10 protein-coding genes and 2 pseudogenes are annotated in these 17097 nt (G+C 37.2%); 4 read left to right on the top strand and 8 right to left on the bottom strand.

The window, feature by feature from the left end:
* Positions 1-57: 57 nt before the first annotated feature.
* The 3 genes and pseudogenes from FHK88_RS11670 to FHK88_RS11660 form a co-directional block, all read right to left on the bottom strand.
* A complete protein-coding gene (locus FHK88_RS11670) occupies positions 58-1107 on the bottom strand; it encodes an IS481 family transposase (RefSeq protein WP_227429178.1) in 1050 nt (349 codons plus the stop codon).
* Between the two features lie 82 nt (positions 1108-1189).
* Positions 1190-2329, bottom strand: a pseudogene (locus FHK88_RS11665) (IS3 family transposase).
* A gap of 83 nt (positions 2330-2412) precedes the next feature.
* Positions 2413-2893 (bottom strand): annotated as a pseudogene (locus FHK88_RS11660) (transposase); the annotation flags it as partial.
* 227 nt (positions 2894-3120) lie between these two features.
* On the opposite strand from FHK88_RS11660, the gene FHK88_RS11655 reads away from it, so the two are divergent.
* Genes FHK88_RS11655 through FHK88_RS11640 form a run of 4 tightly spaced genes read left to right on the top strand, consistent with a single transcriptional unit; the run spans position 3121 to position 9101 of the window.
* Positions 3121-5406, top strand: coding sequence for an ATP-binding protein (locus FHK88_RS11655; RefSeq protein WP_227430922.1), 2286 nt, complete (start codon positions 3121-3123; stop codon positions 5404-5406).
* On the top strand, positions 5399-6523 hold the full coding sequence (locus FHK88_RS11650) for a hypothetical protein (RefSeq protein WP_227430921.1): 1125 nt from the start codon (positions 5399-5401) through the stop codon (positions 6521-6523). Before FHK88_RS11655 ends, FHK88_RS11650 begins: the two co-directional genes overlap by 8 nt.
* Positions 6520-7245 (top strand): hypothetical protein, encoded by a 726-nt coding sequence (locus FHK88_RS11645; protein ID WP_227430920.1) that lies wholly within the window; start codon positions 6520-6522, stop codon positions 7243-7245. Before FHK88_RS11650 ends, FHK88_RS11645 begins: the two co-directional genes overlap by 4 nt.
* Positions 7245-9101, top strand: coding sequence for a class I SAM-dependent DNA methyltransferase (locus FHK88_RS11640; protein WP_227430919.1), 1857 nt, complete (start codon positions 7245-7247; stop codon positions 9099-9101). The genes FHK88_RS11645 and FHK88_RS11640 overlap by 1 nt, the downstream gene beginning before the upstream one ends.
* A gap of 484 nt (positions 9102-9585) precedes the next feature.
* On the opposite strand, the gene FHK88_RS11635 is transcribed toward FHK88_RS11640, so the two are convergent.
* The 5 genes from FHK88_RS11635 to FHK88_RS11615 form a co-directional block, all read right to left on the bottom strand.
* Positions 9586-9987: an ExbD/TolR family protein gene (locus FHK88_RS11635; RefSeq protein ID WP_227430918.1), complete on the bottom strand. Its 402-nt coding sequence runs from the start codon at positions 9985-9987 to the stop codon at positions 9586-9588.
* A gap of 173 nt (positions 9988-10160) precedes the next feature.
* Complete coding sequence (locus tag FHK88_RS11630; RefSeq protein WP_227430917.1) at positions 10161-10715, bottom strand: MotA/TolQ/ExbB proton channel family protein; 555 nt, start codon at positions 10713-10715, stop codon at positions 10161-10163.
* A gap of 130 nt (positions 10716-10845) precedes the next feature.
* Positions 10846-11922, bottom strand: coding sequence for an energy transducer TonB (locus FHK88_RS11625; protein WP_227430916.1), 1077 nt, complete (start codon positions 11920-11922; stop codon positions 10846-10848).
* A 661-nt stretch (positions 11923-12583) separates the two neighbouring features.
* Positions 12584-15679 (bottom strand): efflux RND transporter permease subunit, encoded by a 3096-nt coding sequence (locus tag FHK88_RS11620; protein WP_227430915.1) that lies wholly within the window; start codon positions 15677-15679, stop codon positions 12584-12586.
* Positions 15680-15684: 5 nt separating this feature from the next.
* The gene (locus tag FHK88_RS11615; RefSeq protein WP_227430914.1) at positions 15685-17010 is read right to left on the bottom strand and encodes an efflux RND transporter periplasmic adaptor subunit; all 1326 of its coding nucleotides are present in this window, start codon (positions 17008-17010) and stop codon (positions 15685-15687) included.
* Positions 17011-17097: the final 87 nt, after the last annotated feature.

The following is a 17097-nucleotide window of genomic DNA, read 5'->3' as shown; positions in this document are numbered from 1 at the left end:
TGTACTAGCTCAAACCTAATCTGACAGTACCCCCAAATTGACGGTCAAGATGTCAGGTTATATTTGAGCTAAATTCTTTTGTGCCCAAACGGATTTACCCTCAGTAAGCGTTTGCATAGGTGTTCTACCACAGCACATCTTACCTTGATGAGTTCTTTCATAATTATAATAAACAAGCCAATCATCTAAATCAGCTTGTAGAGACTCTAGATTATCGTAAATCTTCTTTCGAAAAGCAATTTGATAAAACTCTTGTAAGATAGTCTTATGAAACCGCTCACAAATACCATTGGTTTGCGGGGATTTGGCTTTAGTCTTAGTATGATCTATATCATTGATAGCCAAATAAAGCTCATAATCATGTTGTTCTACCTTACCGCAATACTCAGTACCTCTATCTGTTAATATTCTAAGCATCGGTAACTCATGCTCTTGATAAAACGGCAATACCTTATCATTGAGTAAATCAGCAGCTGTAATCGGTGTTTTGGTATTATATAACTTAGCATGTGCTACCTTCGAATAAGTATCTACAAAGGTCTGCATATAAACACGTCCAACGCCTTTTAAATGACCGACATAGAAAGTATCTTGTGAGCCTAGGTAGCCTGGATGTGCTGTTTCAATCTCACCAGATGCTTCATCGTCTAGTTTTTTCTTTTCAAGTGCTGATATTTGCTCATCAGATAAGAGGATGCCTTCGGCTTCTACTTTTGCCTCTAATGCCTTTAAACGTTTATTGAAGTTTTCTAGGTTGTGTCTTAACCATATAGAACGTACACCACTGCCTGAAACAAAAATACCTACTTTTCTAAGTTCATTAGAGGTTCTGTGCTGACCGTGAGCAGGATAGTCTATGGCATGTTGTATGACAGCTTGTTCTGTGGACTCATCAACTCGATTCTTAAGGTTAGGTACTCGCCTTGATTGATTCACTAATGCGCCTATACCGCCGTTGTCTGCCATTTCTTTATAGCGATAAAAGGTGTCTCGAGAGACCCCCATTATTTTACAAGCTTTAGAGACGTTACCTAGCTCTTGAGCTAAGTTTAGTAAGCCTGCTCTGTGTTTGATGATTGGATTACTATTTGTGCTAGAATGGTTCATGTGTGTTATTCCTTATTTGATAAAGTTTAGACATCTTCATCAATTTGGGTAACACACTCTTTTTTAAAGTGTGATTGTCAGATTAGGTTGAGACTAGTACAGTTAAATAATTGTTATGCTGATGAGGACACACATTGCGATAATATCCCCAAATGTACCTTTGTTGCCTCAGCCTGACTTGTATAGCCATACTTTGGCATCCACTCTGTCTTAAAGCTTCTAAAGAATCTTTCGGTGGGAGCATTGTCCCAGCAGTTTCCTTTTCTGCTCATACTGTGTGTCATATCTTCACACACTACAACAGCATCGGCAAAATGCGAGCTAGTATAATGCGTACCCTGATCAGAATGAAACAGCACCCCTTTAGGCTTTAAACGTGACTCATATGCCATCATTAACGCCTTACTGGTTAACTCACTATCAGGTGAATCTGATACTGAGAATCCAACGATATTGCGTGAATATAAGTCAATGACAACGGCTAAGTAGCACCACCCACCTTTGATTCTGATGTATGTTACATCGCCTGTCCAGACTTGATTTGGTGTTGTGGGTGTAAACGCTCTGTTTAGTACGTTGTCGTGCACTTTATGTGTTTGCTCTTTGTGTTTGTAGCTGTGTTTCTTCTGCTTACTGACCAGTCCCATGTCTTTCATGAGTTTACTAGGTTTATATCGTGTCAGTTTGATGCTATGTTGCTGGGTGATAATACTACTGATAGTTCTAGCTCCTGCTGAGCCTATAGAGTGATTAAAGACTTGTCGTACCAGTGCCTTGAGTTTAACCATTTTACTGTCTATGGGTACAGGTTTGATACTCCAGTAATAGCTACTACGTACGATGCCAAATAGTTCGCATAGCTTGGCTTTGCTGATACCTTTATCCTTTGGTTGCTCTGCTAGATCCTTGATTATCTGTATACGTTTAGACTGTCCCCAGCTAGCAGAGCCGATGCCTTTTTTAAGATATCTCTCTCTAACTTAAGCTGTTTGATTTCTTTACGTAGTCTTTGTATTTCTAGCTGTTCGTCTGTGAGGGCTTTGCCTGTTTCTGGGGTAATGCCTTGTTGTTCTTTGCGGTATTTATATACCCAATTTTCTAGACTTTTTTTACTGATGCCTAGTGAGTCGGCTACTTCTGGTATCTTTCTACCCTGTCCTTCAACTAAATTAATGGCTTCGAGTTTGAACTCTCTGCTATATCTTTTTCGTTTATTGGTCATACTGATTCTCCATTTTTACTGGTAGTATAACCTCTTATTTGCTGTCTAATTTTATTATGCCACTACAAATACTCTTTAATACCTCTGATTGCTTTACTGTCATAACCTCTATCATCGATAACAGCCTCAGTGTTATTTTTAACCGTTTGTTTGATTAAAGTATTTGCCATTTGTGAGTCATGCAGTTGACCACTAGTCACTTCAATACATACAGGATTATCACAAACGTTAACTACTAAATAAATCTTGCTACTATTGCCAGCAACACTTTTACCAATGGCTTCATCTTGATGACTTGCCACTCCAGAACTATGCTGGTGTGATTTGACAACACTACCATCAATAAATAGCCATTCTCCATTGTAGTCTTGCGTTATTATCGACATAAAGCTTCTGCCATTTGTCAAAATAGTCAGGAATATCACGCCACAGATATCCCACTCTTATTCGATATAACATTGCTTCAATGGTTAGTCTTAAATTGGGCTTGTCATAAACATTGATTTGACACAATATAGTATGTAGCTTGTGCCATTGCTCATCTTTGAGCATGGTTCGAGTCATAAGCAATACCTAGTATTCTTTGTTGTGGTAAATATGAACTTGAGGTGTTATTTATCTTTTTTCAACTTATGAATTCTATACAGACCCTAGTATATAGAGTATTATTCATTGTCATACTAAAACATAGTAACCAATAGCTTACATGACATATTATTATGATATAACTATTCAACTATACAGTTTATATCTTAATAAAAATTTCCCATGAATGGTCGGATCAATTCAAAATGGTAGATAAACTAGAGAGACTAAAGAAAAGACTACTTGAAGAGTTAGGTAGTGATCAGCTTGATATCTCTACACTTTTATCTTTGAGTCATGACATCGCCTCATTAGACTCTTCTAAGGCTCGTTTTTCAGTTGATGCAGGTATCATTGATCGGCTTGGTAAAGAGCTTGTATCCAAAAGAGAAACTGCTGTTTCTGAGCTAGTGAAAAATGCATATGATGCCGATGCAACAGAGGTTAAGTTAGTATTTCAGAATGCTTATAATATCGGCGGTTCATTGAAAATTATTGATAATGGTATCGGTATGACTCGTGAACAGTTAATGAATGGCTTCATGAGATTAGCTTCTACAGATAAAGTGAATAATCCAATCTCTGAAATATATGAACGAAAAAAAGCAGGCAAGAAAGGAATTGGGCGTTTTTCTACTCAGAGGCTAGGGTCTAAGCTAACTATTCTCACTAAATCCAAAGGTAGTAATAGTACGATACAACTTTCCATTGATTGGGATGAATACGGAATTAATCAAAATTTATATCTTATTGAACATGAATTAAAAATAGTTGATAGGATGTGGGAGTCTGAAACAGGTACCATATTAATTATTGATAACCTTTATGAGTCTTGGTCTGATGCGACACTCAAAAGGGTATATAGATATACAGCTGAACTCATCCAACCTTTTCCTTTGGCAAGAAATGAAACCAATGAGCCTCATAAACTTTCTAAGTTAGATCCTGGGTTCAAAACGACATATTATAGAGAAGCTGTTAAAAATGAGAACATCATTGTTGATGATGAAGAAGAGATATTACGATATGCATTAGCGGAAATAAATGGTTATGTCGATGATAATGGACAAGGGTACTGGACACTAAAGAGTGATAAGCTGGATTTTAAAGAAGATTTATTTTTAATTGGTAATAGTGAAGATAAAGAGGATGACAATAATCCCTTTAATCTAATTAAGGGGTTAGAGTTTAAAGTCTACTATTTTCTGTTTGACCCAAACTTACTACCAAAAGGAAAACTCAATTTTATTAAATCCTTAGCTCATGAAAAGGGAGGCATAAGGCTTTATAGAAATGGCTTTAGAGTACTGCCTTATGGTGAATATAAGGATGATTGGTTAGGGTTAGATAAATCTACTACTCGTCAAACAATTCTTTCTTCTCACAGAAATTTCAATTTTTTTGGTTTTATTCAAATTAACGATAAAAGTGGTAATTTTGAAGAGACTGCTAGCCGTGAAGGGTTAATTGAGAACGATGCTTTTGAAGAATTAACTAGCTTTGTTTATAAGTGTTTAATCAACGCTGTGCAAAAAATTGCTCATCTTAGGGGAAGAAAAGCCACAGCTGGCCAAAAGGACTTTATACCAAATAAAAAAGATAAAGATCCTATTTCCAAAATAAAAGAGGCTGTGGAGTCTCTAAAAAAACAAAGTAAAGAATCATCGGGAAAAGAAGACAACAAATTTGACTTTAAAAAATTAGAAAAAGTTATAGAGATAGAGAAGAAAAACTATCAACTGCTCGTTGATGAAAGTAGCATGTTACGAATATTGGCAGGACTGGGATTAGTTATTGGTGAATTTGTGCATGAGATTAAACGCTTTGTGCCTAGTTTTGAAAACGAAATCCACCTTTTACAACAAAACTTAAAAAATGATTCATTAGCACTTGAAAATATTAAATATCTTCGAGAAAGTCTAAGTTCTTTTAAAACTTACACCTCATTTTTTGATACTGCTGTTACGCGTAATATTATCAGAGAGCTTGAATGTATTGAGTTACGAGATGTGGTTCGCAATTTTGAGGAAGTAATTGAGGCTGATACCGTCAAATCTAATATACTCATAACTACCGATTTTATAGGATATGACTTATTTACCGTACCAATGCATCCCTCTGAATGGGCATCGATCCTATTTAATTTATATTCAAACTCTAAAAAGGCTATTAGAAGAGAAAGACCAACTTTAGGAGCTATTGATATCACTTGTGGAAGGTTAGAAAATAAGGTCTATCTAGAGTTCTCTGATAACGGCGATGGCATACCTATAGATAGGGAAGACTCTGTTTTTGAAGCTTTTTTCACAACTTCGTCGGTAATTGATGCAGATGATGAGATAAACTCTTTAACAGGGACAGGCTTAGGACTTAAAATAGTCAAAGATATTATTGAAGATTATGATGGAGAAATATTTATTTCTCCACCAAAAGATAACTTCTCTACAACTATACGTATAGAACTGCCAAAAGGTAAAGAAGACGATGAGTAACTTGAAATATTGGTACATTGACGATGAAGAAGGTAAGCCAGAGGAAACTACGATTCGAATGCTAGTCTCTTATGGGATAAAAGCTGAACAGTTTAGTCTTAGAGACTACCAAGATTTCGGGAGCTTAAAGAAAGCAATTATAAAACTTATAGATGATAATTTTGGTGGTCTTATTCTTGATCTTCGTCTTGATGGTCAAGGTAACTATCCTACAGCTTTTAATGCAACAGCCTTAGCACAGGAGCTTAGATCAGTGGCATCAATGGGAGAGACTTGTATTTATCCTATTGTACTAACTTCAACTGACGAAAAAATAAAAGAAACCTATAATAATGATAAGTCTAGTCATGATCTATTTGATTATAAGATTCATAAAAGCAGTGAAAACTGGGAAAAACGAAGTAAGAAGCTAATTTCATTAGCTCATGACTATAAAAAAATTGATAACACCATGTTTGATAGTCGCTCAGCCGAATCTATATTATATGACTTGCTAGGAAAGGAAACTACAAACATAAAAGACGTTAGAATAATCGAGAAGTTAGTAGGATTAATAGATCAAGGCGATAAACACTATTTTGTAAATTTCATTATCAAGCAGTTTTTCCATTTCACAAACCCATTAGTTAACAGGAGAGTTTTGTTCGCAAAATTAGGTTTATTTATTGATAATCTTGCTAATGATGAAATAAATGGTATTTTAGAATTATTCGAAGTTGCTAAGTACACTGGCATTTTCTCGAAAGGCTGGGATAGGTGGTGGCAAGTTGACATTGATGCAGTTATTAAAGAGAAATTCCAAACTAACTTTAGCTTCATACCCGCAGAAGACAGAGTAAATATAATTAATGATAAACTAAATCTAAATTTAAAACCCTTCGAGGGGTTAGAGTACAACTTTAGTACCGAATATTCAACCATATGTGAAGCAACTAAAAAACCAATCGACCACTTAGAAGGTTTTAGAATCAGTACCTCACATGATTTTCTACCATGGCAAATGCATAAATATTTGTCGCTATATGCGTATTTAGAGCGAATAAGAATAAGCGAAATTAAACCTCATCCTTTAGAGTTAGAGAATATTAAGAATGCAAGAAATGAGCTAGGTATATGAATACGAATGTTAATCTAAATGAACCAAAAAAAGATATACAGTTTTTCAAAAAAGATTATGAAAGCTTCTTAACAGCAGTTCAATCATTTGTGAACTGCAATTTTTCAGGATTTAAAACCACTAAAAGTAATTCTAACTCAATTAGTATTGAGTTATATCAGCCTTTAACAATTTTAGCTGAAGAGGTCGCACTTAATCATGGTAGGCCGAAAGGTATACGAAATATTGAAATTCTTATTAACTTTAGGATAACTTATAATAATTACAAATATATAGATTTATTTAATAATACAACTTCTTCAAACTTAAGTATTATAGTTAAATCAGTAGGAAATAGTGGCAGTAATTATAAGGGATTCCATTTTGATTTAGATAATCCAAAATCTGAACAACACCAGTTACATCCTAAATATCATTGCCAATTTCTAGTGAACCCTCAAAATATTGAAACATTTGATTATGGTAATGTACTACAGTTAGACATACCAAGATTTACGCACTTTCCCATGGAACTAATTCTTGGTACAAGTTTTATTTTAGCAAACTTTTTACCAGAGACCTTTAGTATGCTAAAGGAAGATAGAGATTTTGTAAAACTTCAACGAAAGTATCAGAAACATTATTGGGAACCATACATTAAATCTCTACAATCTCTATTAAGCTCTGATCTCAATTCTAATCAATTTAAAGCTGGACAAGAGCTCCAACCTTACTGGATATAATGAAAGAAATATTTGATTTTTTAAGGGTTCAAACGATAAGTGAGCCTTCTATAGTAGATAGCTTTATAGTAACTGCCTTTGTCAGATTAAATAAAATATCTATCGTTAATAATAGTTTAGTTTTAAGCTATATCATAGATGAGTCAAATTCATCCTATGAACGCTATTTAAACTTTGAGAAGGCTGTTAAGAATGCACTTGAAGAGTTTACTTTAGAACATCTTTGTCAGCTATTTGAATTTGTCATATCCCCATCTGATCGAGTGATTAGTGGTGCTATTTATACACCTTTACATATAAGAGAATACATTGTCCAGTCTGTCATAAAAGATAAAGATGTTATCCATAAAACTTTCGCTGACATTTCCTGCGGTTGTGGTGGCTTTTTATTAGTTGTAGCCAATATGCTTAAGCAAACTAATGGGCTTAGTTTTAGTGATATTTATGAAAACTATTTATTTGGAGTAGATATTAAAAATTATTCTATAGAAAGAACAAAGATAGTTTTAAGCTTAAACGCTTTATTTCATAATGAAGATATAAAAGGTTATGACTTCAATCTCTATATCGCAGATGCTCTAAGTTTTAAGTGGTCAGAAGCAATAAATGGCTTCAAGGGTTTTGACTTTATTGTTGGAAATCCTCCTTATGTTAGTGCAAAGAACCTTGATGAAAGCAGTAAAGTTTTTTTAAAAGAATGGAGTGTGGCTAACTTAGGGAATACTGATTTGTATATTCCTTTTTTTCAAATTGCAATTAGTAACCTGATGGAAGATGGTTCGATGGGTTACATAACTATGAATTCATTCTTTAAAAGTTTAAATGCTAGATTATTGAGACAATACTTTCAAGAATTAAAGTTAGATTTTAGTATTGTAGATTTTGGCTATGAACAGCTATTTAAATCTAAAAATACATATACATGTATATGTATTATAAGAAACTCTAATAAAAACTATATTAATTATAAGTCCCTTAAACCCGAACATTTAGGAAAATCAACTGCTAATTTAAACTTCGATAAAATTTACTATAATAAACTAGACTTTAAATCTGGATGGAATTTGAAAAACCATGACTTGATCCAAAAGATTGAAAGCACAGGAACACCTTTTGGAGAAATTTATACTACACGACATGGTATTGCTACATTAAAAAATGATGTTTATATATTTAAGCCTGTTACAGAAGATGATAAATATTATTATTTTATAGATTCAACTAAGCAAGAAGTATGTATAGAAAAAAAGATTTGTAGAGATATATACAATACAAATAAGCTTAGTAGTATACAAGACCCTAAAAAGCTTGTTGAAAAAGTAATTTTTCCCTATCTAAATGAAGAGAATACAGTAACTCTTATAGATGAAGATAGTCTATCCAGTAAATTTCCTAAGGCATATGAATATCTGGTTTCGAAAAAAGATATTCTTTCGAAGCGAGATAAAGGCAAAGGTATCTATCCCAATTGGTATGCATATGGAAGGAGCCAGTCATTAGCTAATGCTAAATATAAACTATTTTTTCCGAAGTATTCAAATACTAATTCCTTTTTCATTATAAATGACGACGAACAGACTAAGTTCTATAATGGTCAGGCACTTATTGGTAAATCCATTCGTGACCTTAAACTTGCTAAAGTTATCATGCAGAGTCGTATTTTCTGGTTTTATCTATCATCAACAAGCAAGCCATATTCATCAGGTTATTATTCCATGAATGGCAATTATATTAAGCATTTTGGTGTCTATGACTTTAATGAAGAAGATATTAAATATTTGCTTACTGAGCAGAAGCAAGTATTAATAGATAAATTTATTGAAACAAAATATGGTATTAGTTTGTCAGATCAGTAGTTGAACTTCCTTTTAAATTAATTGAGTATGAAACTTTATTACTCCAAAATGTAACTGTATGAAGATATTGATGCTGTTCAGTATGATACTTTATTATTTTCTGCTTAAAATAGGGTTCAATAAAATCAAGAGTTTAGCGTATTTTCAGTATGATACTTTATTACTCGCTGACAATGTTTGTCAGCGAGTAATAAAGTATCATACTTGCCATTACCATACCCCCATACCAAGCCCCTATCTTTATTAATAAGGATAGGGGCTTCTCTATCTAAAAGTTTATTATTTGTTGTTTTCTATAGCCAAAAAATACTAAAACAGAGACAAGGCAGGTAAGTACAGAAAATGAAAGCAACATCGACACGGTTTCGTAGTTTTTGATTATAAAAAAAGCAAGCCACCCAAACCATATGAAAATCATCACAGGTTATGGATGGCTTATTTTCTCTATAATACTATTAAACTAACAGATATTATTTTGCTTACTTTACTCTGTTACAAATGCAATTTTTGATAAGTTGGCTTCTGAAGTAATCGCTAATACCTGAGCAACGGTATCATACTTCCCTTCTTTATCTGCCTGTAACTGTATCGCAGGATCTCCCCCTGCTGCAGAAATCGTTTTTAGATGTTGTCGTAATTCATCTAAAGTCACTGGTTTACCATCTAAAAATACCTTAGCATCTTTATCAATACTAATATCGACAGACTCAGGCGGTGCTTCTTGTACACTAGCGCTAGTCTTAGGCAAATCTAATGGCACACTAGGGTTTAACACCGTCGCTGTTACCAAAAAGATAATCATCAATACCAACATAATATCAATCAGTGGAATCAAGTTGATTTCACTCATCTGTTGGCTGTCTTCATCACCAAGCTGAAATGCCATAATATCCTCGATTTATTTACTATAAGCAACCAACATATAATCATATAATATTGGTATTTGGTATTGCATCAATAAGCCATACCATATTTTTTGTATTGTGCTATGGTTGATTGACCTTTACCATCATCTATTATCCAATCATGTTATTATGATTGAGGGTTATAACATTGGTATTACTTCACTGATTGTGCAAGCAATCCATAAGCAATATCATTTGCTAAATGCATGGTTTTACGATTCATACGCACCGCAATGTTATAAAAAATAACCGCAGGAATCGCTACTGCTAGACCCAAACCTGTCATAATCAGTGCTTCACCAACAGGTCCAGCCACTTGTCCTAGACCAGCTTGTCCTGTCTGTCCAATACTATGTAGCGCATGGAAAATCCCCCATACTGTACCAAATAGCCCAATAAATGGTGCAATTGCAGCCGTTGTCCCTAAAATAGGTAAACCTTTCTCACTGCTGTAACGATAACGCCCAATTTGCTGCATCAAAACTTGCTCAACCATCGCTTTACGCTGTGTTGGTTGCATAGTTTCACTACCCACAATCTCAGCCTGTACTGCTTGTGCCAAATCATCTTCTACTGTTTTTGATAACTGAGAACTATGATAGATACGAATAATACCAGTCACCCAAGATGCAATAGATAACGCAAATAGGATGAAAAATAAAGACTTAGTTACAATATCAGTGTATTGCCAATAGCTTGCAAAGTCCATAAAGACTCCTTAATACATAAAAAATAAAAACTTAAATAAAACTTACCATTATATTTGGTGCAGTTATTACTAATAAAAGCCAATTGCAGTAACTATAATCCAACCATCTATCATTACTGCTAAATAAATACTATCGCTGCTGTATCGTTATTGGTGCTGTCACAGTACCAGAAACAGTCACTCCATTTTTTGTAAATGGTCTTAATTTTGCTCTTAACGCTGCTTGTCTAGCTAACCTATCAACCCTTACATTACCTGATGACTGTACCATATCAGCACTTGTCACATTACCATTCTTATCAACAGTCAACTTAAGCCTTGTCGTAAATGAGCTGCCTGCTGGTAGCTGTAGTCTGGTTATATCACTCTCACTTGGATTTGGTTTACTTATCCATCTTGCCTCACCATAAGAGAAGTTGTGTACTGTATTTGCAATACGCTCTTGTTCTGCACGTTCTCGTTCTGCACGTTCTCGCTCTGCACGTTCTCGCTCTGCACGCTCTCGTTCTGCACGCTCTCGTTCTGCACGCTCTCGTTCTGCACGCTCTCGTTCTGCACGCTCTCGCTCTGCACGCTCTCGTTCTGCACGCTCTCGTTCTGCACGCTCTCGTTCTGCACGTTCTCGCTCTGCACGTTCTCGCTCTGCACGTTCTCGCTCTGCACGTTCTCGCTCTGCACGTTCTCGCTCTGCACGTTCTCGTTCTGCACGTTCTTTTTCTAAACGTTCTTGCTCTAAGCGCTCACGATTAATCGTAACAGAAGATTCTGTTTCTACATTAATAATAGGCTCAGGCGTTTTCTCCACTGGTGGCGGAGGTGGAGGCGGATCTTTCTTCTCCGGTGGTGGAGGTGGTGGATCTTTCTTCTCCGGTGGTGGAGGTGGCGGATCTTTCTTCTCCGGTGGCGGAGGCGGTGGATCTTTCTTCGCAGGCGGTGGCGGTGGAGGCGCACTTACTGGTGGTGGTGGAATATCAGCCACAGGTGGCTCTTCCACTGGCTCAGGTAACTCTTCCTCAACTTCTGGTGGTGGCTCAACTTTCTCAACCAATGTTACTTCAATTGGTTTAGTTTCCTCTATGGGTGGCTGTTCAGGGAAACTCACTTCTGTTAAATACCATATGGCAACACCATGCAGAGCCAGTACTCCAGCAAAGACTGCAAGGTTAGTTTTTGAAAAAAATGGGGAGTCGGAAGAGTCTGAATGCATAGGAACCAAAAGTCATACTATGTACAATAAATGAACAGATAACTCTGCTTTAAGTCTATAACCAATCATAACTTGAAATACAGTATTGTTATCTAACCAATTTAGCGTGCTATTAAAAAAATAGGCTCAAACTGCATACCATTTAATAAGCTCGCTATCTTCTTGCTGTTTGTCTTACTATAAAAACTATGAGCCTGTCATATCTATCACACCAACCATCTGCTCTTATTTTTCATTGGTAAAAACAGAGGAATAACGTGCAATATGATAACCACAAAGGCTCAAAGTTATTCTGTAAAGAAAAAGTTAGGAATAGGGTAGATAGAATAACTTTATTTTATTGTCTTCAAAGACAATATTAACTATTCACAAAATAATATATTTTCTTTACATAAAACTGGGGCAATAATAGTACTTTTTAAATAATTTTTTTATTTTTCTTTACTAATATATTGCAAAATACTTTATATTAAAATCTATAAAACCTTGATAAATTCTACAAATCAGAAAGCTTATGAGTTCTAGTACATTCTCTAATAGTAAACAATATAAATGAGAATGAGAAAACAAATAAAAATAGTAACCATTCTTTTCAAGGAAACAAGTGTTTACAAAAAGTCTTCTATTTATCACTCGCCTTATTTATTACTGCAAAACTATTTTATTCTTGAAGCTTACCGTGTGGATGTATCCACTTTGCAATCCATAGTGACAAGTCATCCATGAAGGTATAAACCATCGGAATTGCTATCAAGCTTAAAAACGTTGATGTCACCAGACCACCTAATACCGCTGCCGCCATAGGTTGCCGGAATGTTGGATCAGCCGCTCCCCATCCAAAAACCAAAGGTAACATACCTGCTCCCATAGCCACAGTTGTCATAATAATAGGCTGCGCTCGTTTACGACAAGCATCTAACAGAGCATCAAAGCGATCTAATCCATGGTTTTGTGCCAAAATAGCATAATCCACCAATAAGATAGAGTTCTTGGTTGCAATCCCCATTAGCATAATTAGACCAATCATAGATGGCATCGATAAGCTACTATTCGTAATCACCAAACCAACAAAAGCACCTCCTATTGATAATGGTAAAGCCATTAAAATAGTAAATGGCTGTAATACTTTACCAAACAGTAATATCAATACACCAAAAATACAGACAATACCAACTGACATGGCAATGATAAAGCCACTAAACAGCTCCCCCATACTCTCGGCTTGACCTTGATCTATCATGGATACTGAGGCAGGCAACTGCTGTAAACTAGGAACAGACTTTACGGCTTGTATTAGTCCACCGAGTTCACCTGTGCCAACCTGTACTGTGATGGTAATTGCCCGCTCACGATCAAACCGACTAATGGTAGATGGACCTGTACCAAAAGATAAATCCGCTACTTCAGCAAGACGTGTACCGCCATCTTGTGCAGAAATAGGACGACTACTAGGCACATATAAGTCTGTCAACTGACTGACATCATCTTTTGCCGAATCAGGTAAACGTACTACTACTGGTATCTGACGTGTGTCCAGATTAAGCTTTGATAACTGCTGTTCATAGTCACCAACCGTTGCCACTCTCAATGTATCTGCAATGTCTTGAGTAGTAACCCCTTGATCTGCCATTGCTAAGCGGTTGGGCTTCACTGAAAGCTCCTGCTGAGGTAGTCCTCGACTGCTAGTCACATCTCCTGCCATAGGCAAGTTGCGAATATCCTCCATCACACGCTGTGCAGTCTGCTCTAGCAAGTGTGTATTGGTGCTGGTCAATGCAAAGCTATAACCTGACTCTCCACTACTTGATAAGCCAACACTGATTCTTGCTCCTGGAATACTTGTCAAGGTCTCTGTAATCTCACGCTCAATTTGCGTTTTATCTGCTCGCTCTTTACGTGGTGCTAAAACAATATCCATACTAGCATTATTTTGTGCTGTTGCACCATTGCCACCCGGATCGAGACTAACCGCCTGTGGGTCTCCAATCGCGCTAAAAACATTGGTGACACCCTCAACTTGGAGAATCTTTTTTCGTGCCATCTCAGTAACTCGAGCAGTATCCTCTAAAGTCGCATCAGGTGTCAGCTCAATAGATACGCGCGTCTGGTCAATGTCATTATCAGGGATAAAGGTCGCTGGTAATAGTTTCACCAGACTTAATGAAGCAATAAACAGTACGATGGTCATGCCTAAAGTTAGCCAGCGGTGACTCAATGTCCAGCTTACACTTCTTAGATACTTTTTCATCATCCAGCTTTCTTTGTGCTGGTGGTCTTTTTCAGGACGCATGATATAAGCAGCCATCATCGGCGTAATCAAACGTGCTACCAATAATGATGCAAAAATTGCCATCGCTGCTGTCCAGCCAAACTGGCGAAAAAACTGTCCCACTACACCACTCATAAATGCCGTGGGTAAAAATACCGCAATTAAGGTAAATGTTGTGGCGATAACAGCCATACCAATCTCATCTGCAGCCTCCATCGCGGCATCAAAGGGCGTCTTACCCATCCGCAAATGACGCATGATATTTTCTACTTCAACAATCGCATCATCCACTAAAACACCAATGACTAATGATAATGCTAATAAACTAATGAGGTTAAGACTAAAATCAAATAGATACATCCCCAGAAAAGTTGGAATGATTGATAAGGGTAACGCCACTGCAGCCACTATCGTGGCTCGTATATTACGTAAAAATATCAGCACAACGACCACTGCCAATATCCCCCCTTCTATCAGCATTTGTAATGAAGCATGATAATCTTCATCAATTGGGGTCGCCCGATCATAAACTTTAGTAATGGTATAGTTTGGCATCTCTTGCTGAAGCTGGTTAAGTGCTTTATCAACCTCATTCACCACTTCAACTTCACTAGCGCCTCGTGAGCGTGTCACGGTAAATGCCACAACTGTCTGACCATCTAGCTTAGCGATGGATGTCGGCTCTGCTGTACCATCAGTAATGGTCGCAAGATTGCCCAAACTTTGTGTACCACCTGCTGGTAGCGCAATTTGGATATCATTTAGCTCATCGGCATTTTGCACTGCACCCAAAACCCGAATAGTCTGCGTACTATTACCAACCTTGGTCTCACCACCTGCTGCATCTTGTTGAATACCTGCAACTTGCTGTGACAAGTGGGTAATAGGCATCTGCAAAGCGCTTAAATTTTCTGGGTCGACTGCAACAGTTACTTCTCTATCTAACCCACCAACTCGACTAACCTGACTAACACCAGCAATATCTGACAAGCGTTTATTAATCGTATCATCAACAAACCAAGATAAATCCTCGACGCTAACACCATTTGCTACCACTGAGTAGGTCACTACTGGCAATCCAGCTGTCGAGACCTTTGAAATAATAGGATCATTGGCTGCAGCAGGTAAATCCCCTCTTACTTCTCCTACAGCAGAACGCACATCATCGACCGCTTCTTGAATATTTTTTTCTAACACAAACTCTGTTGCAATCGTCGCTGCGCCAGTCTGTAGCGTGGTTCGTATGTGTTTCACCCCTTCAATACTTGCCACCTTATTTTCAATTTTTTTGGCAATATCGTTTTCTAACTGATTAGGTGATGCACCAGGCAACGTTACAGTGACCACAACTCCTGGCAAGTCGATATCTGGAAACTGTTGCACCTTCATCTGCAAATAGCCATAAATGCCACCCATCGTAAGCAGGATGAATAGCAAAATAGCAATCAGTGGATTTCTAATCGAATATGCAGAAATATTAAGATTCATAGCCATTACTCAGCAGGAGACGTTGAGGACTTTGAAGATGTATTAGAGGCTGATACACCTGCTACCCTCACAACATCACCATCATTTAAAAATCCACCACCCTGCCGAACTATAGCTGCTGAAGCAGGAAGCGGATCTTCAATAACAACACGATCATCTTGTCTCTCACCCAAGCTAACTTTTTTACGTTTAATACGATAAAACTCATTACCTTGAGCATCTTTTTCTTGTTCAACCAACATCACATAGTTATAACCATCTTCACTGACAATGGCACTCATGGGTAAGGTTTGTCCACCTTCACTACCTAACAAAAATGTCCCGCGCTGATACATGCCAGCTCGAGCCAATGGACTGTTTTGTAATGTCGCATAGATACTAACCTGACGACTACCTTGCTCTGCTACAGGTGCAATACGAGTCACCTGTCCCATCACACTCTTATTTTTTGGCAAGCTAACCTGTACAGGTGTTCCGACATTAATTTTACCTAACTGATTGGGATCAACCTGTGCCTGCCACTCTAGTACACCATTTTCAATAATAGTAAATAGGGGTGCTTGTCCTGGCACACTACCAACATTGGCAGTTTTTTCACTAATGATGCCACTCACTGGTGCAACCACTTGAGCATTACTTAAATTTAAGTTTTGACTATTTAAACGTGCTTGAGCAGCCGCAACAGAAGCCGCTGCCTGTTTTGCTTTTGCCACATAGCGGTCAGCCTCCTGTCCACTAACAGCATTGATTTCTAATAGAGGCAACACACGGCTGGCATCACTTTCTGCTAGCTCCAACTGTGTCTGTGCTTCAGCTAAGTCAGCTTGTGCCTGAATTTGTTGCTGTTGCATAGATTCTGTATCGAACACTGCCAATACCTGTCCCTTTTTAACCACATCTCCTTCTTCAGCCAGCACTTGTTCTAAGGTAACGCCAGATACTTTGCCATTAACCGTTGCAACATTTTTTGGCTCTATCGTACCATCAGCACTCAAAGCATTTTCAATAACGGATTGTTTTGGAGAGATAACTTCTACGGTTAAAACTGGTTTATGCTCTACGGCTACTTCCGTCACTCCCGTTGCTGTCGCTATTTGTGGAGTTACTGACTGTGACTGCGCGCTTTGTGCTTCCATCAACGTCTGTGCCGCCTTCTTTTCGCCCCAATAACGACCCGCTAATAAACCTATACCTAATGTTACCAGTATCAATGGTAACAACCATACCCAGCGCTGTCTTTGCCTCGCTGTTTGTTGATAAGACGGAGGCAGTGCAGAATGTTCAGTAGAAGATTTCGGGTTGGATGACTGCTGATTAGACTCTGAGTTCATAGCGCTCTCACAAACGTATCTATCAAATGGGGTTCATACCGCTCGTTAGAACAGTGCATACAAAAAATTATACGTGAAATAAATAGG

The sequence above is a fragment of the Psychrobacter sp. I-STPA6b genome (assembly GCF_020662265.1).
Lineage (GTDB): Bacteria > Pseudomonadota > Gammaproteobacteria > Pseudomonadales > Moraxellaceae > Psychrobacter.
This window is presented reverse-complemented; position numbering and strand designations above follow the sequence as displayed.